The organism is Pseudomonas sp. CFBP 13602 (genome assembly GCF_014842725.1).
Taxonomy (GTDB): Bacteria; Pseudomonadota; Gammaproteobacteria; order Pseudomonadales; family Pseudomonadaceae; genus Aquipseudomonas; species Aquipseudomonas baltica.
Genome location: NZ_JACYVT010000002.1, coordinates 671,827 through 695,778, shown reverse-complemented (window position 1 = coordinate 695,778; position 23,952 = coordinate 671,827). Strand labels below are relative to the sequence as shown.

Sequence of the window (23,952 nt, the reverse complement as noted above, 5' to 3'; positions counted from 1 at the left end):
TTACCGCACTCATCGATCGAAAGTGCGGACCTACTCAATAAAACGGCCCGCTAGAGCTGGCTCAGGAGGGAGGTTCAACTATCTCGAAGACGTGCTTGAGTCCTGCTCCGCTATAGAGAGGATGCTTATCCCCGATACTTGCCTTGAGAGACAAAAGCTCGCGATAGAACGGATCGTCTGAGGGAAAAATATCTCTTGTCTCTGCTGGCGCTACGCCAAAGCTTGGTGCAAGAACGAAAACTGCGATGAGATCGTCTGCAACGATATTACCATGGACACCCCAGCTCCCATGTGCCAGCACAGCGGCCTGTCGGCGCGGCCGCTCAGCTGCAAGTTCGAGATCATGGATGGGGTCCCAATCGCTAGATCTGAAGACGTAAATCACCGGCCAGTTTTCAGATGGCTGCTCATGCCATTTGTGACTTGTATACCAAGCGGTGTCATCGCGCTCGTGAAATTTGTGCGTCGCGAACCACCAGGCCGTGTCCAGCGATGTGGTGACGTCGAGGCCGAAGGTAGGTAAGCCATAGTGCTGTGAGATCGACATCGTACTAAGGCGGTGCCATCTTGCAATGTGCCCATCGGAGGTTAGATAGACGTGTTCAATGTCGTCCTCAACCCACCAACGATTGTCAGCGAAGCCGGATAGCCGATAGTCGATGTCCGCCACAATAGCCTTCCAGTGGCGCTCTGCCGCTAGATAGTTGAATTGCCTTCTGTAGGCAGTCGAGGGCAGACTGGGTTCCTGGGCAGAACAGCTGCCGTACAGGAACTCCTTCACCCGCGGTCGTCTATTCACAAAGTACTGATTCGTTTGTCCGCGAAAGAAGATAGAGCTGCGCGGGGTGTTAATTTTCCGAAACAATTCAAGTTCTTGATCGAGGTGCTGTCGTGACGTGACGGCACGCACAGGGATGCGGTTGAAGCGACTTCGAAGAGTTTGCAGTTGCTCAGATTCAGACCATATAGGTCCTGGACGCGGTTCGAGGCCTCTCTGGCCAAATATGGCGAGCGGACCCAACTTCATTGGTTTCAGCCTAGCACCGGTGTAGTAGTCAACCAGAACAACGTCCCCTGACGCTTTGAGTGGCTTGAAGTGGTTCAAGTCCATATGCGGCGAAAGTAGATTCTCCGGGTCCGAACCTAGCAATTCCAACCTGTCCTCAAGGGGAAGCTTGCCCACGTCCATAGCCAGCATCCCACTGCCGTGTAGGTCTTCAATGTCGGTGCTGGAGTAGCCGATGGCCTGCATCAACGCGGCAGATTTCTCCGGACGGAGCACGTCCGACAAGGATGAAGGCGGTTTCAATTTATGTCCCCTCGAATGAGCAACATCACAGATTCACCTCTTGCCTGCAGCTGACGTCCCATAGCTGTCGCGGTGGCTACTGCATCGGAATCACGTTCGGGATCGCACCAAAGCCAGAGGTTCTTCATATCAAGATCCTCTTGCTCGGTCATCACTATTTCCATACGCGTGGCGAACATCGCCCAGAGCGGGTGGTTTTCCCGTTCGGATCGCCCAATTTGACGCACGCCGCCTTTGAAGTGCTGAAGAGTGAGCATCTTTGAATAGGCCAAACAGAAGTCAAGGATGGTTCCCATCGCCTCGGAGATCAACGCAACATGAGCAGCTGAACCCGTGACTTGCATCAATGGAAACGGCACTGTTCCTGAGTCGGACTCTCTCAGGACCGCTTCGCTTACTTTGATCGGTTTATCACCGACACGGGTTCCCTCAGGTAGCGCACTGATTTTACACCTTAAAAAGGGTAGCCCCTTGAGGTAATCCCAGAAGGCCTGAGGGAGTGCCGACAGCGACGGCAAGACCCGAAGTGCCGAAATGTCGGTTTCGTTCAAACACCAGTCCCGAAGAAAGTCCATACAATGCTCAACGCCGAAGAAAACGAATGGCTGGATCTTCTGGCAATCTGGAAGTGAGAAGAACCGGTGGACCTCCCAGTCGTGGCGCTCGTTGGCCCAGAGATCGTGTACGTGCAGAATTAGGTCTGGGCGCAAAAATGAACTGGAATGGAGTCCCTCATCAGAGAGTCGGAGATGGGCCCAAGGATCGTTTTCAGTTTGCATGTCTGGAGGCGGCAAAAAATGGGGACGCCACTATTGCATGTTTCTGCGAACGTGCAAAACCTGTCCAATGTACTCCTACCCTTTCGCGTAGATCCTGCTGCATGGCGCTTTGAACGTCAGCAATGGGTCGAAAGCAGTCATTCTCAACTGGCCGGTCTTGCCGATCACGGCCATCAAGCGTGGTGCGCAAATCTGATTTATCAAAGAGCGACATCGATCCGGACACTACTCATGCAGGCATTACGGTAGCTGGCGACCTTATTCGAACAGGCGAGAGCACCTTTGTCTCTTTCGTCAGTGTCTACTCAAGGCCATAGCTGACGTCCCCGGCGACATGGTCCAGTCGTATCTGGAATCCCGATACTTGGGCCAAGAACAACCCATGCACGTGGCGGCCCAGGCGTGCTCTCGCGTAGTGCAATGCGCGGCTGTTAGGCTAGCAGACCTCACGATTCTGATGGATCTGGTTTGGAGCGAAACATGGTGAAAAGCTTGAGAATGCTTACGGTCGGCGAGGTAGCGCGGCGTGCCGGGGTGGCTGTTTCAGCGCTGCACTTTTATGAAAAGAAAGGCCTGATCGCCAGCGTCCGCACCAGCGGAAATCAGCGCCAGTTTCCGGCCCACGTTCTCAGATACGTCGCCGTCATTAAAGTAGCGCAGCGCGCAGGCTTTTCACTAAAAGAGATCAAGCAAGCGCTTGATGCTTACCCTTCAGATAGCAAACTGACGACCGGCCAATGGCGCAATATTTCGTCGCGCTGGCGAGACAACTTCAACGAACGCATCCTCATGCTCACGCGCCTTCGCGACGAGCTGGATGGCTGCATCGGCTGCGGTTGTCTCTCACTGGTGGACTGTCCGCTGCGAAACCCGGCCGACAAGTTCGGCCAGGTCGGCCCGGGAGCTGGGCTGCTGGAACGTGATTAATCGGCAGGCACATTTTCGGCGATGGTCTTGACCTCAATATATGTTGAGGTCTGACGATACGACTTCATTCAATTGGAGAGTCTTTTATGCCTTCCGAAATGTTTTCGCCCGCGTTCACCCTGTCCAACCCTGCGGGCCTTTACGACCCGACCGACAACGCCTATTCGCACGTCGCTCAGGTGCCCCTAAAATCTCGGATCGTACACCTCGCCGGTCAGGGCGGACAGGACCGCAATGGCTATCTTGGGCCAAGCTTTGTGGAGCAGGTCCGGCAAACTATCGCCAACGTACAGATCGGCCTTGAGGCCGCCGGCGCTACGCTCAATGACGTGTATAAACTCACCATATTAGTGGTGGATCACTCCGAGTCGCGCCTCACCGAATGGGCTGCCGAGGCAAAACGGGCCTGGGGGTCGCACCTACCCACCGGTACACTGATCGCAGTGCCTCGGTTGGCGCTGGACGGCATGCTAGTGGAGGTTGAGGCGATTGCCGCAGTGTCGGCGGTATAGATGTGAATACCATCCAAACCGATGTCGCTACGGTGGGTAGGTATGATTCGTTATCGGCAATTGGCTACTAGTGGCCTGTTCTTACAGGCCTATCTTGCGTAAGGGTTATCCCTCATTGGGCAGGACTCGTCCTGCCTGATTCCGGAGGACAGCAACCGCTGGCAGGGCTCATGTGCGGATCGCGGGGGCATCGCTGCGGGTTCTCTGTTGTCAATCAATTGCGTGAGAAAAAAACCTCATGCGGGTGAAATGCCGAGTACGCGAGCGCTCCTTGGGCATGCAGTTTGATCAAGAGGTAGGGAGGTTACAGCAACAGTTTTTCCGAGTAGCCAATGCGCCAGTTTGTGGAGAGCAGCTGCAGGTCGATAGTGGCCGGTCGCGATTGGTAACTTTTGCCAGAAGCGATCGCTCCGCATGCCCCTGATATGCTTCAATCAAGCTGAGCTATTAGGACATGAAGATTCTTACCTACCCAAGGACGAGCAGGAAAGTGGATGAAAGCTGACATTAGCGACGCGCCGGAACGAGTCATTCGCAGACGTCGCAAACATAGCGTTCTCTACACAGTTGCCTGTCTGGCGATTGGAGGCATAGCCACAATAAGTGCGTTTCTGCTGATCAGCCGACCCCTCAGCCTCGACTCAACACACAAACAGTCAATCGGCCCAGTCGTTAGAGTCGAGGAAACGAGCCGAGCGAATGAAATGCCTTCGAGGCAAGTCCCCGAGTCCTCTGTGCCTCGAGCACCATCCGAAATACCTTTGCCAGCCAATACAGGTCGGCAAACCGTCTTCAACGATCAGAATTTCGTTCCAAGAGGTGCTGATAACGTCGTTGCCTTTCGAACTGGCCCTGATCCTTACCCAGCGAAAGCGGCCCCAAAGGGAGTGGATCTGACAATCATTCGGCAATCGCGCAGCATGAAAGAACGTGCGTGTTGGCCTTATAGGCAGGGAAGTGTCGAGTCCCGGAACTGCCGCGCCTCGATTGGCTTGAGGCATCGAGACTAAGTCATGGACATCCAGCAAAACAGTGGTCACTCGACGCCAGACAGCCGTGAGCGTCCCTGATGCCAGGTAACTCTCAATATGTTTTTTGTCCCTTGGTGAACTGAAAAGCATGTTGCGCGACCTATGGGTCAAAGACACCTGAGTTCCAGGTATAAAAATGACGCCTAATGGCGGCCTCTTTCTAGTAAAAGTAAGCAGGACATTGGCGATCAACGCATGTGAAACTGTTGAAGGGCTGAGGCGGGGGCTTCGGGTGACACGCGGGAGCAACGGACGTGGCGTTGAACACACATGCTTGGAACCAGACTCACTTTGTCGACGTTCGCCGACCAAGTGAACTGCTGGAACCAACGGAGAAGGGGCTCCGCCACCGGTGCTTAGCGTGTACGGCAAAGGGATCGCTAGCTGATCAGCACGACGACTGCAGAAACGCTACCCGCCAATCCCAGTCTAGGAACTCGGCTGCAGAGGGTACCGAAGACAGGATGAGCAAGATTTATGCTCCTCCAATTAGGTACCTGCTTACAGTCAGCGCTACGGGAGGTTAGCTGATGCAGTGTGCACAATTGCTGGCAGCTGTTGTCCGTGCGATGGGATGCTCACTCCCCATGGATACGCTGGAGTGCTAGATCGCTCGTACTGATAAATGATCGCCGCCGGCAGCAGTTTTCTGTCGTAGATGCGTCCCAGATTGAAGACAACGCTGTTAGGTGCAGCGATTACCAAGTGAATGGTTTCCACGTGCTGAGCCGACAGTTTTTTGAGCAACTGCAGGAACTGCTCTGCCAGAGCGCTTTGCTTGTCAAGTGACCAATGTGCGTTCGAGGAAAGCTCGGTCATTCGCATGTGCGTCAGGGGTATGCCCGGGAATGTTCCGGAAATACCGGCCTCATCGACCGGGTAAGAGATAGATAGGGCAAGCACCATCTGGATAGTGTTTTCGGATGGTGCCGATACGGGGATCAGTCTGTCCCCATCATCGCGAGAGTTCTGAATCTGGCGCCACTCACCGCCCCCTAGCCCCAAGCGGTCCCAGTCGAAGATCTTCAGACCGCCTCCTTCATCGTCCACAAGGCAGCCCGTGACGAACGTAAAGGGGACCGGCATCAGGCCGCCATACACTATTTCAATGTCGTTTCTGTTTTGGCCCCCGAGACGGCGTAACAGGTCGCCTCGACCGTCCATTACCTTCTGCAAAGCGACTTCTGGTTGGGTGATGCGGCCTTCATGGATTTTCTCGCGAATGTCTACCAGAATGGTTTCGACGTGACCCCCGACGGTTTGCCGTACCACCGCATCTAAAGGACTGTCGATGCCGTGCAGCCCTTTCTGCTCCAGAATCAGGACCCGCCGACGTGCGAACTGCCTGCGTTCGTGGACATTGATCCAAATGCCGGCGATGATCATCAGTACACCTATCAGAAAGCCTGCTCCGGCCATCCACCCCGGCGTGCCTCCTGAGGTGTCGAGACTGGCCTGTAGGTGAGTGTCATGGTTGGTGTAGTTAATGCCTACAACTATTCCCCCTGCCAGAGTCGCGAGCACAACCAGTGCGCCGTAGCTGACCAAGAACACGCCGGCGCTCTTCGGACGGATATACCAATCGACCAGCTTCCGCCCCCAACTCAGTATTTCTTTTAGTAACATTTTGATAATCCCTTAACGATAGTTTTCGGAGTGCGGAGCTGTGCTTACGATCGCAATGATCGCAGGACGCCTATAGCTAGGCTAGAGCTCGGTATTAATTACTCAACCAAAGGGGTTCCATAGTAGCAAGAATCTGGCTTTGAGAGATCCGTAAGTACTAGCAGAGTAACTCCCCCTGCAGGTGCATTCGGTGCGAGGTTGACTTCTCAGTCAGGCTGATGCTTGAATGTGAAACTCATTCTAAATGGCGGATTTCATGTCGCGACTTGCGGATTTTCGTGCGCTTGAGCAACAGCTTGCAGCTCAGTTGGCAGAGCTGGAAAACCTGAGACATGACAGTGGTTTGAAGAAAGAAATTGAGTTCGAGAAAAAAACTGCGCTCCTTACTCGCCGAATATGGCGTCGGTCTGCGTGACATTATCGAAATCATGGATCCTGGCATCCGAGTAGAACTCCTGCCTCGCTTGAGCCAGGCCCCTCGCCAGCTGCGCCAGATGAAGGTTTTTCAAGAACCCGCACATGGGGAGGTTATTCAGACCAAGGGCGGGAAACACAAGGTCCTGAAGGAATGGAAAGCGCTGTACGGTGCCCAAACTGTGGACTCTTGGCTCGCATAGTAAATCCTTCGTTCGCCATTTCTCACTCAGTTCACCGCAGGAGACGGATCGCATGAGTAAAGAGTTTTACGTTTCGGTTGATATTGAAGCTTCTGGTCCGATACCGGGCGAATTCAGTATGCTTTCTGTGGGCGCATGTGTTGTGGGCGATCCCGATAAGGCCATTTACATAGAGCTCAAACCAGATAGCCCAAAGCATGATCCTGAGGCGCTGGAGGTTACAGGCTTTGATTTGGAGCTACTGGCTCAAACGGGGCTTGAGCCATCGGAGGCGATGCAGCAACTTGCAGTCTGGATGGGGCAGGTGGGAGCAGGTGCCGGTAAACCTGTCTTTGTGGGGCTTAATGCTCCCTTTGATTGGTCGTTTGTGAATTATTATTTCCACAAATATTTAGGTCAAAATCCGTTCGGATTCGCAGCACTCGATATCAAAGCCTACTACATGGGGGCTTTTAACCTCGCTTGGAGAGAGACTAAGTCTTCGCATATGGCCACGAGTCTGAATCCTAAGCGCACTGCGACCCACAATGCGTTGGATGATGCGCGCTACCAGGCCGAGCTTTTCGAATTGATGCTGCAGCGCAGGGTACACCTGGGGTGATTCAACGCGCCAGGTTTCCTTCTTCGTAACAGCCATTCCGAAAGCGCCAAACTTTAATGCCGTTAAGCGTTCTCGACAGACCGACAATGACTGCGATCGGATGGGGCAGTTCCTGTGCATAGCGGGCTGCAAACCGAGAGAAGCTTGCCACATCAGTCGGCGAGATGGCCGGAATGGCTTGGGGGTGGGTATGCCAGTACCCCACGAGCCTCAGGCCTTGGGCGTTAGCGGCATCAATTTCCTGACGGCAGCGTTCGGTATCGAGCTCGAGCCACGTCCGCCCAGCACGATCCCTCCGATGGGGGCATGTGGCCAGTGTCATGACCAGTCCGCAGGGATCAGTCAGGTCCACAAAAAGCTGACCACCTCGCTCAGTTTTCCAATCATTTTGTCGGTAGTGGTCAAATACCTCGGCAACCTGCCGTGATACGGACAGCGTGCATTCGATCCCCGGCCACGCCCAGCTCCAGGCGATATTATTCATCCGGCCCGATCTCTATCGGCCGGCCAGGCACGCTCCAGAACAATGTGCTGAATACCGTTCTCCAAAGGTGGTCCAAGATAAGTACCGCCGTGGTTAGCTATGTCTTGTGGACGGTAGATGCTGGTCGTCCATGTTTTCTGGTCCAGTTGGCCGGTCAAAGTTCTCAATGCTACTTGAGCCACCATCCCCGCTACGTTGCTCATGCCCGACGCACCTCCTGGAATGAAGGTCTGGCCGCAGGCCGGAAGCGGAACAACACCGCCGCCATCTGGCCACTCGGTATGCTTGTGCTTGAAGTTGCCGGCCGCGTCGAACTGGAGGCGAGCATCAAAAGCCCCACCTGGGGCCAGCAGGGCATGCCCAACAAAGGAGTGGGGTTCACTCCAAGCTTGTAGGAGCGCCCATGGCGCATCTTCCGACTTCATTTGCCATAGTGCCACCTCAGATGCCCAGTCTGCGGTGGTGACGATGACTAAATCAGCGTTTTCGAAAAGTTGTGGCTTACGCAGTAGCAATAGCTCCGCGTAATCCACGTATGGCGTCACTCTAACGGTGGGCAAATCGAGCATCAGTTTTTCCGCCAGTGCTACTGATTTCAACCTACCAAGCTCGTCTGCGCCGAGTGCGTGGCGGCCAAGGTTGGCTGACTCAAGACGTTCAGGATCAATCAGTATGATCTCGCCAATTCCTGATCGAGCGAGTTGCAGCGCTACAGCACTTCCTAGTGAGCCTGTACCGACCATTACGACCCTAGCTTTTTCGAGATGCTCTGATGTTTTGCTCAGATCGCGCGCGAGAATGTCCGTTCGGTCGAGAATGTTGATTACAGCGTTACGTACCAGCGTGGGTGTGTGCGAGGGCTGATTTTTGCCTGACCAACGACGGGCGGAGCGGAAGCCATACCACCGGCCGCGGTCCGGCTGCTTGCTGTAGGAGCGAATGTCCAAGCAGAACACCGGTGCGCCTGTTAGGCCCGGGAGTTCCAAAACAAGCCAGCGATCTGCCAGTGATCCTTTGCCAGAGAACCAGGTAAGAAACTTTTCGCAGTCATCGTTGGCCAAATGCGGAGTCAGCCAGTCCAGAAGCTTTCCAGGAGCGGGAATTCGTATATCAGGATGAGACTGCAGCTTTACATAGAAGCCAGGTACCGCAGGTGAGCGGATTTTCCCGCTGTACCCGATCACGCGGCGTAAGTGGGTTCTGAGTGACTCCAGCTTCGGCGCGAGCCATGCAGTGCGCGAGCGCCGATCAGGGCGTGGGTCGCTGATTGCAAACAGCTCTGAGCCTGATGCAGGCCGCTCAAGCAACAGCAAGTCTTGCGGGGACGTGCTGAGCTGTAGGGCCCAATATGTGGAAAACTCATCCCGAAACTCCGCATTTCGCACGTTGGGGTCTGAGCCCTCGATCACGAGCTCTAGCATAGAGCGGAGTCGTGAAAGACTGTCTTTCACCACTGTTTCAGGCGTCCCAGTGATGGGTCTCTCACGGAACCCATGAAGGCATAGACCCGACTTCATCGCATGCGGCCACATTAGCCACGGCGAGGGCTCTACTTGAAGCGTAAGGGGAACTCGAGGAAAGACACGTGGGAAGGCGATAATCAGATCACGCTCTACCCCGGTGTAGTCGCGCGGAAGCGGGAGTACGAACCTCGCGACTTCGAATTTTTCGGGCGGCACTGACTGAAGAAGCGAAGTAACGGCTTCTTCGCCAATAAAATCGTGGAGCGCGGCGATACCGCGCACCACGGACGGAGTAAAGGTCGCTTCAACCGAGGCGTTCAACTGGTTTCACATTGCTTTGAGTGGAGGCATGGCTCGCGCTACCGGAGAGTGCGGCCAGTGATACGGCGTTTCGCGTCATACCGGCTTTACGGCCGGGCATCGTCCAGTTTCCTGGAATCTCTCGGTTGACGTCGTTGATGATCTTCTGGCCAATACCAAAGCTGGCCTGCATAGCCCGTGCGAAAGCATCCGCACTGTCATGGCTTTGCAGTCCGAGCTGGAAGGAGACCACGGCACTTGCATGCCAGTTGGCGAATGCCTGACGGTACTTGTGACCCTCATCAGGCCTGTTCCATTTTTCAGAGAAGTTTTCTCCGCCGTCTTTCGGGTTGAGTACTTGGTACTCCCCCCCAACGTACCTCACGTATTCACTCATCTTCTCGACGATCTTGAGGACCGCATCGATAGGCTTCAGCGGGGCCCATTGTGACTCCTCAACCACCTTGAGGTAGGCATGGGTCGCAAGCGTAGTAATTACTGCTGAGATAGGACGGTGCCCTTCGTTACGGGTCTCAATGGCCCATTCATCACGGTGGCGCTTTAACAATTTCACGGTAGCGCGCAGTGGGTCCAGTGAATCGTAGTCCTGATAGGTTGGAAGAGGCTCCTGGGTTGCGGAGTCCATCACGACATCACCGCTACGGCTGGCGGCGATGGCCTTCTGGAAGTGCTCTAGTGAGATCTCTTGTTTTGACGCGTCGTTCAGCCAATCCGCGTAGGAAATTGGGCTGCTGGCTTTCCAGCCGATCTCACGATCGGGTACCTCCAGCTTGCCGAGGCCATCAACATGGCTGTTGCCCCATACATTACGAGCAGGTGTTACATCGATATGGAAGCCAGGGTCTTCGTCTGCATACTCTATCCGGATTCCGCGGCGGAGTTTGACGATATCCGATTTTACACGGCTGCCTTCACGGAATCGCTGCTCGATGGCATTTAGCACGGTCATTGCATCGGCAGTACCGGCGTGAGGCAACCAAATAATGGCGTCTGCATCGATGGTCCCGAGATCCTTGGGGGCCCCACTGATCGGGTTGATCGTAGTTCTCAGACGCATTGAGCCTTGCGGGAAAATATGAGCGCCGGACAGCAGCGGGTCTGTGGACACATCGAGGATCTTTTGCAGCTGTGAATACCGATCTTCGATCGTTATGTATTGGCTGGGTGTCAGAGAGATGTTGCTCGCTGCCCGGAGGAGAAGGTGTTCCCAACTGCGGCGTCTAGTCAGTTCGTCTTGCGATGTCATAGTCGAACTCTCGTCAAAAGTGAGGTCTGGGTTTACTACGCTCTGGATCCAGGGCAGCCCTTTTGCATAGATCTGTCCGCACAGCACAGAGGCAGTGCTTCAGATTTAACTCAATAGGGTACTGCAAAGGACATCTAGGGACTTCCGCGCAAAAAAAGCTCGAACACCCCCAATTAAAATATCCGTTTGAGTGTGCCGCTAGTAAGAATGCAGCCAGAATTGCCGGCGGCATTTTGCATTTCATTTATGTTGGTTAGAAATATGACAATCCATGAAGACCTCATATCATCCATGATGAAAGAGCGCTTAGTGAGCGGTACGTAAATTCAATCACGATTTTCTTGCGGTGTCAAAAGCTGGCAGTGCGTAGTTCGCAAATGGTCTTTAACCTGGGCATTTAGCCGTAGGTTGGTTTGGTAAAGGTAGTCGCTGGGCTCTCGATAGGTATGGTATTGGAGTTTTTTACAACTATCGTGCGGGCCAAATCATGATGAAACATTGGGAGCGAGTTAGTGCGGCATCGTCTGGCTTTCTCAGTGCCATCGCAAGGGGGGCGCACAACAAGCTTGGAGCTCGCTGCTATATATTTACAAGGTCTCTTGCAGATAAAAACGCTGTATCTCTGATGTAGAGCGCGTGAGTAAGCAAGGTCTCAAGGCATGGGAAAGTTTTGAGATGCCGAAGTGGGTTGGTAATGTGCTTATCTTGGCTCCGAAGGAAGGGTAGGCCCATCTTCGTATGAGCGCTAGACAGCAGTTATCCTGGATTTTTAAATTGAATTGTGCTCCGCGCAGGACTGGAATTGACCTATTAATTCATAGCTCCTCAACGCCGGCCCGCGCGTCCCCCCCGAGATGTCGAGGTGAGCTAGCACGTGGATGAGCAGGATATCGAATCGAATTATTCTTTTAATACGCTGTTTTGCCAGTTACGAAGATCCGGAACCACGAACGCTCCGTGGTTGACACACGGCTTCCAAACGGATTTTACTCTCCCAGAGAATTTTCGCTTGCTACAGTATTTGTCGGAGGTGTGGTAAAGGGGCGGCGATGGCTAGGATTCATTAGAGGCTGAATGAGAAAAATTGGTGGGATTGAGCGCACAGTGAGTTTATTCGGGCCCTGTGCACTCAATCAGCATTGCTTGTGGTATGTAGCTTAGTTCAGCGTTGGTGAAAAAAATTCAGCCGGAGGTGAAAACCTACGATGACCAACCATCAATCCCAGCTCAGCGCCCCACCCGTCTGATACTCAATAACCCGCGTCTCGAAGAAGTTCTTCTCCTTCTTCAAGTCCATGATCTCGCTCATCCAAGGGAACGGGTTTGTGGTCCCTGGGTATTCCTCTTTCAACCCAATCTGCGACAACCGACGGTTGGCGATGAACTTGAGGTAGTCCTCCATCATCGCCGCGTTCATGCCCAGCACGCCGCGGGGCATGGTGTCGCGGGCGTATTCGATTTCCAGCTGGGTGCCTTGCAGAATCATCTGCGAAGCTTCTTCCTTGAGTTCGGCGTCCCACAGGTGTGGGTTCTCGATCTTGATCTGGTTGATCACGTCGATGCCGAAGTTCAGGTGCATGGATTCGTCGCGCAGGATGTATTGGAACTGCTCGGCGACGCCGGTCATCTTGTTGCGGCGGCCCATGGAGAGGATCTGGGTGAAGCCGCAGTAGAAGAAGATGCCTTCGAGTACGCAGTAGTAGCCGATGAGGTTGCGCAGCAGTTCTTTGTCGGTTTCGACGGTGCCGGTGTTGAATTCCGGGTCGGAGATGGCGCGGGTGTACTTGAGGCCCCAGGCGGCTTTTTTAGCGACCGATGGGATCTCGTGGTACATGTTGAAGATTTCGCCTTCGTCCATGCCCAGGGATTCGATGCAGTACTGGTAGGCGTGGGTGTGGATCGCTTCTTCGAAGGCCTGGCGCAGGATGTACTGGCGGCACTCCGGGTTGGTGATAAGGCGGTACACGGCCAGGGCCAGGTTGTTGGCGACCAGGGAGTCGGCGGTGCTGAAGAAGCCCAGGTTGCGCATGACGATGCGGCGTTCGTCGTCGGTCAGGCCTTCCGGGTTTTTCCAGAGGGCGATGTCGGCGTTCATGTTGACTTCTTGCGGCATCCAGTGGTTTGCGCAACCGTCCAGGTACTTCTGCCAGGCCCAGTCGTACTTGAAGGGTACGAGTTGGTTGAGGTCGGCGCGGCAGTTGATCATGCGCTTCTCGTCGACGGCGACGCGGGCGGCGGAGCCTTCGAGCTCGGCCAGGCCTTCGGCGATGTCGAGTTTGTTCAGCGCGGCTTTGGCGCGGGCTACGGCAGCGGAGTCGCTGGCGCTGGCGGCGCGGGCCTCTTGGGCGGCGGCGCCGCCGGCGCTGTCGAGCTTGTCCATCGCAGCTTCGCTGGCGTGGCCGGCGTTGGCGCCTTTGGCGGGTTCGGCTGCGTCTTCTTTGTCGAATTCGTCCCAGCTCAGCATGGGGGAGGCTCCTGCTCGAGGCCGCTGTGAGCGGCTGATGAATTTAGAAATCTGATTGCCGAGGTTGCGTGGCGCAAGCTGGCTTGGTGTGCGTGTTGCGTCGCCGGGTCCAGGCTTTTTCAGCGTGGTGCCCTGGCGTGGGCTATCAACGATCCGGTTGGAGCGCGCTGAGACGCTGACTTCGCGGGCAAGCTTCGGTCGAGGTGCTCGTGCCGGCTTCGATGTCGCGATGGGTCATGTCTCAGGTCCTTGAAGTGGGCGGCGATTATAGGGTTTTTTGCCTGCTCGTGTTCACGCCAGGACACAAAAAAACCGCCGAAACGGGTATTTCTTACAACCTTGATGCCAGTCGTCCGGTCAGGACCTGAAAGCCCTGGTTTGCATCAAAAATCGCCTATGTGGTGGTTTTGGTAAGAAGTGGACACAGGATATAGGCTTGAGTTCGGGTTGAAAACCCAATGAGCTGGTTAGAAATCAGCCAGGTTTTCGCTGTGCTGGGCGCAAAACCTTGCCCTGCTTGGCTTGCAGCAAATGCAACCGTTTCAAGGTTTTTTTATGGTTCTGTGAAGGAGTCGATGAGCGGCAAGAAGGGAAGTGCGACGGCGTTTATTTCACCGTCCATTTGCCCCTTCCAGCCTCACGGCCTATTTCCGGGCAGTGATCACCGCGCGCATCGGCGCCGGCAGGCCTTCGACGGTTTTGCTGTGGTCGTCGGGGTCGAGGAAGTCGCTCAGTGACTGGAATTTCATCCATTCGGTGCCGCGTTGCTCGGCCACGGTGGTGATGCTCACGTCCACGCATTTCACGTCGGTGAAGCCGGCGCGGCGCACCCACTTTTCCAGGGCCGGGACGGAAGGCAGGAACCAGACGTTGCGCATCTGCGCGTAGCGGTCTTCGGGGACCAGCACTTGGTGCTCGTCGCCGGGCACTACCAGTGTTTCCAGGACCAGTTCGCCGCCTTTGACCAGGCAATCCTTGAGCGCCAACAAGTGCTCGATCGGAGAACGGCGGTGGTAGAACACGCCCATGGAGAACACGGTGTCGAAGCCTTCCAGCCCGGCGGGCAGGTCTTCCAGGGCGAAGGGCAGGTGCCAGGCGGGGAGGTCGGGCAGGTAGCGTTGCACGGCCTGGAACTGGCAGAAGAACAGCCAGTTGGGGTCGACGCCGATGACGCTGTCGGCACCGGCGCCGAGCATGCGCCACTGGTAGTAGCCGTTGCCGCAGCCGACGTCGAGCACGCGTCTGCCGCGCAGGTCGAGGTGGGGGGCGACGCGGTCCCATTTCCAGTCCGAGCGCCATTCGGTGTCGACGTGGACGCCGAACAGGTCGAAAGGGCCTTTGCGCCACGGGGACAGGCCCATTAGAGCGGCGCGCATCTGGTCGTAGGTAGCGGGGTTGTCTTCGCAGTCCAGGCGCAGGCCGTTGACCAAGTCTATGTTGCAGGCGGTTACCGGGGGCAGGGCGTCGAGGGCGCTCTGCCAGCGCTGGAGGTCGCCGTGGCCTTTTTCCATCTTGGTGTCGAGCTGGGCTTGCAGGCCATTGGCCCAGTTGGCCAACGGGGTGTTGGCCAGGCGGCGGACGAGCGGGGACAGGTCAATCATGGCAGGGCGATCATCGAGGCGAAGTTGAGGCATTGGAACCAGGGCACGACCTTGCTGAAGCCGGCGGCGAGCAGGCGGTCGCGGTTTTCTTCGAGGCTGTCGGGCTTCATGACGTTTTCAATGGCGCTGCGTTTCTGCGCTATTTCCAGGTCGCTGTAGCCGTTGGCGCGTTTGAAGGCGATGTGCAGGTCGGTGAGCAGGTCGTGTTGTTGGTCGTCTTCGAAGCGCAATTTTTCCGAGAGGATCAGTGCGCCGCCGGGGACCAAGGCCTGATGGATGCGGGTGAGCAGTTCCAGGCGCTGGGCGGGGGGGATGAACTGTAGGGTGAAGTTGAGCGCGATGACCGACGCGGGCTTGAAGTCCAGGGCCAGGATGTCGCCCTCGATGACGTCGACCGGCAGCAGTTCCTGAAACATGGAGTTCTGCGCGTTGAGGTATTCGCGGCAGCGCTCGACCATCGCCTGGGAGTTGTCGATGGCGATCACCTGGCAGCCTTCGGCGCGCACGTGGCGGCGCAAGGCTTGGGTGACGGCGCCCAGGGAGCTGCCCAGGTCGTAGAGTGTGGTATTGGGCTGGGCGAATTGCGCCGCGAGCACGCCGATGTTTTCGACGATGGTGGGGTAGCCGGGGACCGAGCGTTTGATCATGTCCGGGAACACGCGCACCACGTCTTCGTTGAAGGCGAAGTCGGGGACCTGGCTCAGGGGCTGGGCGAATAGGCGGTCGGGCTCTTTGCTCACGGGGCGATCCAGGCGGGTTGCGGGAAATCGGGGCGGCATTTTAGCGGATGTAGGGCGGGGGTGCATTTTTTGTGGGATGTGCGGTGTGGTAGTGGAACCGCGGTGCCCATTTCGCGGCCGATGACCGCTCCTACGGGGGGGTGACGATTGCTGTAGGAGCGGTCTGTGGCCGCGAAGGGCCCCCGCGGTGTAGCAGTTGAACCGCGGTGCCCGTTTCGCGGCCGATGACCGCTCCTACGGGGGGATGACGATTCCTGTAGGAGGGGGCTGTGGCCGCGAAGGGTTTGTGCGGTGTGTCAGGTGAACCGCGGTGCCTGTTTCGCGGCCGATGACCGCTCCTACGGATTATTTTACGGTGATGTCGCAGCTGAAGGTTTGGGCTGGGGGGATTTCCGGGGCCCAGGGTTGCTGCAGCACGAGCATCAGATGACCCTTGCCTGGGGTGCGCGCCTGGAAACGCCAGGTGGATTGCCCGGCAGCCCCGACCACCCCGGCTTCTTCTGGATGGCTGTAGACCTCTGGCCCGAGGCTGCGCAAAACGCTCGCGCCCGGATTCTGCACCAGCCAGCGGTAGCCGGTACTGGGGTTGGTCGGCAATTGCAGGGTGACGGTCTGGTCGACGTTGAGGAAAACCGGGCATTGGCTCTGACTTTCCAGCACGACGCTGTGAAGCGGTTGCTGGGCGCAGGCTGTAAGCGCGGCAAGGCTGGCGGGAAGGATCAGGCGGACGACGGACATGGTGGCTCCGAACGGACGAGGATCTGGAAAGCATAACCCAGTTCGTCGAATGTGCAGGAGTGAGGGGTATGAGCCGCGTTTAGGGAGATTGTGGTGAGTCTGGTGGGGCGGTGGTGGGGCCGGACGCGGCTCGCGCCGCTGCTACAGGGGATCGTGTCGTTTCGGGGCGTTGTAGCCACCGCCCGAGCCGCGTCAGCGCGCAAGGGATGTGGCGGATGAGGCCGTTGTAGCAGCGGCGCGAGCCGCGTCAGCGCGCAAGGGGTGTGGCGGATGAGGCCGTTGTAGCAGCGGCGCGAGCCGCGTCGGCGCGCAACGGTGTAACGGATGAGGCCGTTGTAGCAGCGGCGCGAGCCGCGTCGGCGCGCAACGGTGTGGCGGATGGGGCCGTCGTAGCAGCGGCGCCAGCCGCGTCAGGGCGCAACGGTGTGGCGGATGAGGCCGTTGTAGCAGCGGCGCGAGCCGCGTCGGCGGTCCATGAGGTATGTCCGACCGGACGCAATACCCCCCTGACGCGGCTTGCGCCGCCGCTACAGGGGGTGGATGGGTCAGAAGAGGATCTTGGCGACGTCGGCGAAACGTTTGGCGAAGTGCACGGTGATGCCCTGCTTGAGGTAATCCGGCAGCTCTTCGAAATTGCCACGGTTTGGCTCGGGCAGGATCAATTCCATGATCTTCTGCCGCCGTGCGGCGATGACTTTTTCGCGCACGCCACCGATCGGCAGCACGTGCCCGGTCAGGGTCAGTTCGCCGGTCATGGCCACGCCTTTCTTCGGTGCCTGATCGCGGGCCAGGGACAGCAGCGCGCTGGCCATGGTCACACCCGCGCTCGGGCCGTCCTTGGGCGTAGCGCCTTCGGGTACGTGCAGGTGCACGAAGGCCTCGTCGAAGAACTTGGAGTCCGCGCCGAACTGCGCCAGATTGGAGCTGACGTAGCTGTAGGCAATTTCCGCCGACTCCTTCATCACCTCGCCCAATTGCCCGGTCAGCTTGAAGCCACGGTTCAGTGTATGGATACGTGTCGCTTCGATCGGCAAGGTGGCGCCGCCCATGCTGGTCCAGGCCAGGCCGGTGATCACGCCCTTGCCCGACAGCACCTGCTCGCTGCGGAACACCGGCATGCCCAGGGAAGCTTCGAGGTCCTTGGGCACAAGTTTGATCGGTACATCAGGCTTGTCGATCAACTGCACCACGGCCTTGCGTACCAGTTTGCCCAGCTGTTTTTCCAACTGGCGCACGCCGGCCTCGCGGGCATAGCCTTCGATCACCGTGCGCAGCGCACTGTCGCTGATGGTCAGGCGATTCTTGTCGACACCGGCCTTGGCCAGTTGCTTGGGCCACAGATGGCGCTTGGCGATGGCCATTTTCTCTTCGGTGATGTACCCGGACAGGCGGATCACTTCCATGCGGTCGAGCAGCGGGCCGGGGATGGAATCCAGGGTGTTGGCAGTACACACGAACAGCACCTTGGACAGGTCCAGACGCAGATCCAGGTAGTGGTCGAGGAAGTCGACGTTCTGTTCCGGGTCCAGGGTTTCCAGCAGCGCCGACGCCGGGTCGCCCTGGAAGCTCTGGCCCATCTTGTCGATCTCGTCGAGCATGATCACCGGGTTCATCACCTCGACGTCCTTGAGCGCCTGCACCAGCTTGCCCGGCTGGGCACCGATGTAGGTGCGGCGATGGCCCTTGATCTCGGCTTCGTCACGCATGCCGCCGACGCTGAAGCGATAGAACGGACGACCCAGGGATTCGGCGATGGACTTGCCGACGCTGGTCTTGCCCACGCCCGGCGGGCCCACCAGCAGCACGATGGAACCGCTGATCTCACCTTTGTAGGCGCCCACCGCGAGAAATTCGATGATGCGTGTCTTGATGTCGTCGAGGCCGGCGTGGTGCTGGTCGAGCACCTTGCGCGCGTGCTTGAGGTCAAGCTTGTCCTTGCCGTACACACCCCATGGCAGGGCAGTGGCCCAGTCCAGATAGTTGCGCGTGACGGCGTATTCCGGCGAGCCGGTTTCCAGGATCGACAGCTTCTGCATTTCCTCGTCGATGCGCTTCTGCGCGGCGGGCGGCAAGGTCTTGTCCTGCAGACGCTGCTGGAACTGCTCGACGTCGGCGCTGCGATCGTCCTTGGTCAGGCCCAGCTCCTGCTGGATGACCTTGAGCTGTTCCTTGAGGAAGAACTCACGTTGGTGCTCGCCGATTTTCTTGTTCACTTCAGCGGAAATTTCTTTCTGCAGCCGTGCGACTTCGACTTCCTTGCGCAGCATCGGCAGGACTTTTTCCATGCGCCGCAGCATCGGCACGCAGTCGAGCACGCCCTGCAGCTCGTTGCCCGTGGCCGAGGTGAGCGCGGCGGCGAAGTCGGTCAGTGGGGACGGGTCGTTGGGGCTGAAACGGTTGAGGTAATTCTTCAGCTCTTCGCTGTACAGCGGATTGAGCGGCAGCAGCTCCTTGATGGCGTTGATCAGCGCCATACCGTAGGCCTTCACCTCGTCGGTGGGCTCGATGGGCTGCTGCGGGTATTCGACTTCTACCAGATACGGCGGGCGATGGTGCTTGAGCCAGGTGCGGATACGCACGCGCGACAGCCCCTGCGCGACGAATTGCAGCTTGCCGTTTTCGCGGCTGGCGTGGTGGATCTTCACCAGCGTGCCGTACAGCGGCAGGCTGGAAGTGTCGAAATGGCGATGATCGTCGGGCGGGGTGTCCATGAAGAACAGCGCCAGCGAGTGGTGCTCGGTGTTGGAGACCAGGTCCAGGGTTTCCGCCCAGGGCTCTTCGTTGACGATGACCGGCAGCACCTGCGCGGGGAAGAACGGGCGGTTGTGGATCGGGATGACGTAGACCTTGTCCGGCAGGTTCTGCCCAGGCAGGGCCAGCTCGGTGCTGGAGTGGGTCGAGTGCTCGATGTGCTCGTTGTCCAGATTTTCGGACGGATTCTCGTTGGATTCCTGCTGGTCGCTCATGGGGCACCTGCGTCAATGACTATGCTGCTTAGATGGGGCAGGGTGCGACTGGTTTCAATGGTTGCACTGAAGCTTTGCGGCCGGCTGCCGATAAGGTTGTAACCGGGCTTGTGGCCCAAGTGGGCCGCAACAGGCGACACTTTCATCCGTCAGGTAAATTTTCATGATCAGGTTTGGCGCCTTGCTCGGCAGTCTCGTCCTCAGTACGTGGGTCAGCGCGGCCTCCTTCGAGGCACGTATCACCCAGGCCGACGGCAAGCCTCTGGCCGACGCAGTGTTCAGCCTGTCCGGAGGGCCGGCGGCCGCCGGATCCAGGCAGGCCACGGCGGTCATGGACCAGCGCGCGCAGAAGTACCTGCCGCACGTGCTGGCCGTGGCCACCGGTACCTCGGTTTCATTTCCCAACAGCGACAATATCCGCCATCAGGTGTATTCCTTTTCGCCCGCCAAGCGCTTCGAGCTGCGGCTCTATGAGGGCACGCCGAGCAAGCCGGAGTTGTTCGACAAGCCTGGTGTGGTAGTCCTGGGTTGCAATATTCACGACTGGATGCTTGGCTATATCTATGTCACCGATGATCCCTGGTTCGCCGTCAGCGACGAGCAGGGGCGCGTGCGTTTCGATCAATTACCCGCAGGCCGCTACCAAGTGAGCCTGTGGCATCCGCGCAGCGTGGATGCGCAAGTACAGCCAGGAGGCGAGATCGACATGACGGCGACGGCCATGACGCAGAACTACACCCTGAAGGTCGAAGCAACGGCGGAAGACGGTGCCCAGGAGCCGGCGACCGGCGCGTTCAGCGATGCATTCAAAAAGGCTGCCGGTGAAGCTGCGCAATAGTTTCCAGGCGCGCATCGCCTGCGTACTCATTCTGCTGCTGTCGGTGGTAGTGGGGGCCTTGACCGTGGCCGTGAAAGTGGCCACCAACGATGCCGTGCGCGCCCAGGCCCGCGAGCAGCTGCAAGTGGGCACGCGAGTGTTCGAGCGTCTGCTGGATGTGCGCGGTCGGCGCCTGCGCGACGGCGTGCAGTTGCTGGCTGCCGACTTCGGTTTCCGCGATGCGGTGTCCAGCGGCGACTCGCCGACCATCCGTTCGGCGCTGCAGAACCAGGGCGCGCGCATCGGCGCCACCGACATGTTCGTGTTGGGCATGGACGGTCGTGTCCTGGCCAGTACCGTGGACCAGGTCCCCACCGGCAGCGTGTTTCCCTATGACACGGCGCTGCGCGAAGCCCGCCGAACCAGCCAGTCGATGCTGTTCGTGCCGCTGCAGGGGCTGCCGCACTTGCTGGTGGAAGCGCCAGTGCTGGCACCGCTGCCGATCGCGCGGGTGGTGATGGGTTTCAGCATGGATGTGACCCTTGCCCAGGAATTGCACTCGCTGACCAACTTGCAGGTGTCCTTCCTGACTACCGAGGCCGGCAAGGTCGGCACGCTGGTGAGCACCCAGCCGACCGAATTGTCCGCCAGCATCAGTCAATGGATGCAGGTCAATGAATCGGCGGCGCAGCACATTTCCCTTTCCGAACACAATGATCGTACCTACCTCAGCCAGCCCTTGCTGCTGGCCAGCAGCAGTGGCCCGGAGGGCGGAAAGGTCATGGCACTGCTGCAGAGCCCGCTGGATGAAGCGATGCGCGCGTTCGTCGCCCTGGATCGCAATATCTTCGGCATTGCCTTCGCCGCATTGCTGGCCTCCCTGGTGGGTGCCTTGCTGCTGGCGCGCAGTGTCTCGCTGCCGGTGCAGAGCCTGGCGCGGGCCGCTGGGCGCATCGGCCATGGCGACTACCAGACCGACGTGCCGCTGGACCGCACCGACGAACTGGGCGTGCTGGCCAAGGCCATCAGTCGCATGCAGGCCGGGATCGCCGAGCGCGAGCTGCAACTGGCCCACAATGCCTTGCACGACGCGCTGACTGGCTTGCCCAACCGCACGCTGGCGATGGAGCGCCTGGGCAGCGCCATTGCCGCCGACCGACCGATCGGCCTGCTGTACATCGGTATCGATAACCTGCGCGAACTCAGTGAAAGCGGCGGACCGACCTTCGTCGACAAACTGCTCCAGCAAGTTGCGCAAACCCTGCTGGAACTGGTGCGACCCGGCGACACGGTGGCGCACCTGATCACCGACGAATTCCTCCTGCTGCTGGAAAACCTCGACAGCGACAGCGCCGTGGCGGTGGCCGACAAACTGCAACAGGTGCTGCTGCAACCCCACCGTTTCGGTGGTCACGACGTTGCCATCGACTGCCGGATCGGCATCGCGGCCTTTCCCTCCGATGGCCTGAGCGCCGAGGAGTTGCTGGCGCGTTCGGCAATCGCGATGAAAGACGCCGCCGACATGCCGGGTCGCCTGCAGGTGTATCAGCACGGTCGCGACCTCGCGCACCAGCGTCAGGTGCGGCTGATCCGCGACCTGCGTCGGGCCGCCGCGAACAACGAGTTGTCCCTGCACTACCAGCCCAAGCTGGACCTGCGCGACAAGCAGGTACGCCAGGCCGAAGCCTTGCTGCGTTGGCAGCATCCACAATTGGGCAATGTCTCGCCCGGTGAATTCATCGAGCTGGCCGAGCGCACCGGCAGTATCCAGACGCTGACCCGGTGGGTCATCGAGGAAGGCATTCGACAGTTGAGCGAATGGAACACGCGCGGCCTGGTCGTGCAGTTGTCGCTGAACATCTCGGCGGATGACCTGCTGGGTTCGGACCTGCCTGAGCGGGTCGTGCGCCTGCTCGGCCTGCATCAGGTGCCGGCCGAGCAGTTGATTTTCGAGATCACCGAAAGCGCGATCATGCGCGAGCCCGAGAAGGCGCTGAAGGTGCTCAACAGCCTGCGTGACTGCGGTATCAGTTTGTCTGTCGACGACTTCGGCACCGGTTATTCGTCGCTGGCCCACCTCAAGCGCCTGCCGGTGCAGGAGCTCAAGATCGACCAGTCGTTCGTGCGCAACCTCGACGAAACCAGCGAGGATGCGGTGATCGTACGTTCCACCATCGAAATGAGCCACAACCTGGGCCTCAAAGTGGTGGCCGAGGGCGTCGAATACGAACACAGCCTGCGCTTGCTCGAACGCTGGAACTGCGACACCGCCCAGGGCTATCTGATCAGCCGGCCGCTGACCGCTGTCGCCTTCGAAGCCTGGATGCAGCAGTCCTCGCCCATTTCAATTGCTGTGGTTCACTGATGTCATGATGCGAAAAGCCATGTTGTTGTGCTCGCTGGCCTTGTGCTGGCAACCGTCGCTCCACGCCAACGAGGGCCGTTTGTTGGCCACCGGCGGTGCCAGCAGTATCGACGGCGCCGCCGGTGGGGGGATCACGCCCTGGGCCGTGCTTTCCGGCTATGGCGAGCAGGGCGAGTGGGGCGCCACGGCATTTGCCACCCGCGTGGACCTGCCGGACTACCGGCTCGACGTGGCAGGCATGGCCGCCAGCTACGACAATCGCATCGAATTCTCCTACGCCCGACAACGCTTCGACCTGGGGTCGCTGGTGCACAAGCTGGGACTGCCCGAAGACAGCCTCAGCCAGGACGTTTTCGGGGTGAAGGTGCGCCTGTTCGGTGACCTGATCTACGACCAACTGCCGCAGGTGGCGCTGGGCCTGGCTTACAAGCGGCAGAAGGATTTCCTCATTCCCAGCCTGGTCGGCGCCAAGCGTGACGAAGATGTCGAGGGTTACCTGACGGCCAGTCGCCTGTTCATGGGCGCAGCGTTTGGCTACAACCTGCTGGTCAATGGCGGAGTGCGCTACAGCCGCGCCAACGAACTGGGCCTGTTGGGCTTCGGCGGTGATTGCCGCGACAGCCGCAGCCTGCTCAAGGAGGGTTCGCTGGCCGTGCTGTTCAACCCGCGCTGGGCGTTGGGCGTGGAGTACCGAGAGAAGCCGGACAACCTGTCGTTCGCCGGCGAAAGCGACTGGGCGGATGTGTTCCTGGGGTATTTCCCCAACAAGCATCTGGCGATCGTGCTGGCCTACGCGAAACTGGGCGAGATCGCCACGCTGGACAACCAGAACGGCACCTACCTGTCCGTGCAAGGGAGTTTTTGACATGCGCATGTGTGTGCTGGGCATGGTTCTGCTGTTGGGTGCCTGCACGGGTCACCAGCAGCCGGCCAAGGACGACAGCCTGTACCAGGCGCTGGGTGGCAAACCGGGGATCAGCCGGATCGTGGAGGGGATGTTGCTGAACGTGGCTCGTGATGAGCGGATCGTGGCGCACTTTCGCAACGTCAACATCGAGTTGCTGCGTGTGCAGTTGATCGACAAGTTCTGTGTCGAGGCGGGCGGGCCGTGCGAGTACACCGGGGATGACATGGTGGAAGCGCACAAGGGCCAGCAGATCAGCCGCAGCGAGTTCAACGCCTTGGTGGAGGATCTGATCAAGGCCATGGAAGCCCAGGGTGTTCCGGTGCCGGCGCAGAATCGGTTGTTGGTCAGGCTGGCGGCGCAGCGGGGGGAGGTGATTGAGAAGTAGCGGGGTGAATGGTCGTCACTGACACACTCAAAAAAACGGCTCCCGTGGGAGCC

The 23,952-nt window shown here is 58.5% G+C and carries 18 protein-coding genes and 1 pseudogene; 8 read left to right on the top strand and 11 right to left on the bottom strand.

Going from position 1 to position 23,952, the window contains the following annotated elements; genetic code table 11:
• Positions 1–61: 61 nt before the first annotated feature.
• Positions 62–1,309, bottom strand: a complete 1,248-nt coding sequence (locus IFU31_RS06320) for an FRG domain-containing protein (protein ID WP_192102534.1) — start codon at positions 1,307–1,309, stop codon at positions 62–64.
• A complete protein-coding gene (locus tag IFU31_RS06315; RefSeq protein WP_192102533.1) occupies positions 1,306–1,860 on the bottom strand; it encodes a hypothetical protein in 555 nt (184 codons plus the stop codon). The genes IFU31_RS06320 and IFU31_RS06315 overlap by 4 nt, the downstream gene beginning before the upstream one ends.
• Before the next feature lie 708 nt (positions 1,861–2,568).
• Here IFU31_RS06315 and soxR point away from each other — a divergent pair.
• Both soxR and IFU31_RS06305 read left to right on the top strand, forming a co-directional pair.
• Positions 2,569–3,015, top strand: coding sequence for a redox-sensitive transcriptional activator SoxR (gene soxR / locus IFU31_RS06310; protein ID WP_192102532.1), 447 nt, complete (start codon positions 2,569–2,571; stop codon positions 3,013–3,015).
• Between the two features lie 86 nt (positions 3,016–3,101).
• Positions 3,102–3,527 carry a RidA family protein gene (locus IFU31_RS06305; RefSeq protein WP_244657633.1) on the top strand — a complete coding sequence of 142 codons (426 nt, stop codon included), beginning with the start codon at positions 3,102–3,104 and terminating at the stop codon, positions 3,525–3,527.
• 1,544 nt (positions 3,528–5,071) lie between these two features.
• Here the strand turns inward: IFU31_RS06305 and IFU31_RS06300 are convergent.
• The gene (locus IFU31_RS06300; RefSeq protein WP_192102531.1) at positions 5,072–6,184 is read right to left on the bottom strand and encodes an SAVED domain-containing protein; all 1,113 of its coding nucleotides are present in this window, start codon (positions 6,182–6,184) and stop codon (positions 5,072–5,074) included.
• Positions 6,185–6,440: 256 nt separating this feature from the next.
• Here IFU31_RS06300 and IFU31_RS21655 point away from each other — a divergent pair.
• Positions 6,441–6,801: pseudogene (locus IFU31_RS21655) on the top strand (histone-like nucleoid-structuring protein, MvaT/MvaU family).
• 52 nt (positions 6,802–6,853) lie between these two features.
• The gene (locus IFU31_RS06295) at positions 6,854–7,402 is read left to right on the top strand and encodes a 3'-5' exonuclease (RefSeq protein WP_192102530.1); all 549 of its coding nucleotides are present in this window, start codon (positions 6,854–6,856) and stop codon (positions 7,400–7,402) included.
• Between the two features lies 1 nt (position 7,403).
• On the opposite strand, the gene IFU31_RS06290 is transcribed toward IFU31_RS06295, so the two are convergent.
• The 8 genes from IFU31_RS06290 to lon all read right to left on the bottom strand — a co-directional run bounded on the left by IFU31_RS06290 (position 7,404) and on the right by lon (position 19,425).
• Positions 7,404–7,886 carry a Mov34/MPN/PAD-1 family protein gene (locus IFU31_RS06290; protein ID WP_192102529.1) on the bottom strand — a complete coding sequence of 161 codons (483 nt, stop codon included), beginning with the start codon at positions 7,884–7,886 and terminating at the stop codon, positions 7,404–7,406.
• Entirely contained in the window at positions 7,883–9,670 is a 1,788-nt protein-coding gene (locus tag IFU31_RS06285) for a ThiF family adenylyltransferase (RefSeq protein ID WP_192102528.1), read from the bottom strand. The genes IFU31_RS06290 and IFU31_RS06285 overlap by 4 nt, the downstream gene beginning before the upstream one ends.
• The gene (locus tag IFU31_RS06280; RefSeq protein WP_192102527.1) at positions 9,654–10,916 is read right to left on the bottom strand and encodes a nucleotidyltransferase domain-containing protein; all 1,263 of its coding nucleotides are present in this window, start codon (positions 10,914–10,916) and stop codon (positions 9,654–9,656) included. The genes IFU31_RS06285 and IFU31_RS06280 overlap by 17 nt, the downstream gene beginning before the upstream one ends.
• Before the next feature lie 1,216 nt (positions 10,917–12,132).
• On the bottom strand, positions 12,133–13,380 hold the full coding sequence (locus IFU31_RS06275; RefSeq protein WP_122476712.1) for a ribonucleotide-diphosphate reductase subunit beta: 1,248 nt from the start codon (positions 13,378–13,380) through the stop codon (positions 12,133–12,135).
• 644 nt (positions 13,381–14,024) lie between these two features.
• Positions 14,025–14,981, bottom strand: coding sequence for a tRNA 5-methoxyuridine(34)/uridine 5-oxyacetic acid(34) synthase CmoB (cmoB, locus tag IFU31_RS06270; RefSeq protein WP_192102526.1), 957 nt, complete (start codon positions 14,979–14,981; stop codon positions 14,025–14,027).
• Complete coding sequence (gene cmoA, locus IFU31_RS06265) at positions 14,978–15,760, bottom strand: carboxy-S-adenosyl-L-methionine synthase CmoA (protein ID WP_185794223.1); 783 nt, start codon at positions 15,758–15,760, stop codon at positions 14,978–14,980. Before cmoA ends, cmoB begins: the two co-directional genes overlap by 4 nt.
• A gap of 306 nt (positions 15,761–16,066) precedes the next feature.
• Positions 16,067–16,459: a protease inhibitor I42 family protein gene (locus IFU31_RS06260; RefSeq protein WP_185794224.1), complete on the bottom strand. Its 393-nt coding sequence runs from the start codon at positions 16,457–16,459 to the stop codon at positions 16,067–16,069.
• Positions 16,460–17,004: 545 nt separating this feature from the next.
• A complete protein-coding gene (gene lon, locus IFU31_RS06255) occupies positions 17,005–19,425 on the bottom strand; it encodes an endopeptidase La (RefSeq protein WP_192102525.1) in 2,421 nt (806 codons plus the stop codon).
• 163 nt (positions 19,426–19,588) lie between these two features.
• On the opposite strand from lon, the gene IFU31_RS06250 reads away from it, so the two are divergent.
• From IFU31_RS06250 to IFU31_RS06235, 4 genes are read left to right on the top strand one after another with little or no spacing between them, the layout of a single operon-like run.
• Complete coding sequence (locus tag IFU31_RS06250; protein WP_185794226.1) at positions 19,589–20,263, top strand: methylamine utilization protein; 675 nt, start codon at positions 19,589–19,591, stop codon at positions 20,261–20,263.
• Complete coding sequence (locus IFU31_RS06245) at positions 20,247–22,607, top strand: EAL domain-containing protein (RefSeq protein ID WP_192102524.1); 2,361 nt, start codon at positions 20,247–20,249, stop codon at positions 22,605–22,607. Before IFU31_RS06250 ends, IFU31_RS06245 begins: the two co-directional genes overlap by 17 nt.
• Positions 22,608–22,626: 19 nt before the next feature.
• Positions 22,627–23,472: a DUF3034 family protein gene (locus IFU31_RS06240; protein ID WP_244652209.1), complete on the top strand. Its 846-nt coding sequence runs from the start codon at positions 22,627–22,629 to the stop codon at positions 23,470–23,472.
• Position 23,473: 1 nt separating this feature from the next.
• Positions 23,474–23,899: a group I truncated hemoglobin gene (locus IFU31_RS06235; protein WP_192102523.1), complete on the top strand. Its 426-nt coding sequence runs from the start codon at positions 23,474–23,476 to the stop codon at positions 23,897–23,899.
• Positions 23,900–23,952 lie beyond the last annotated feature (53 nt).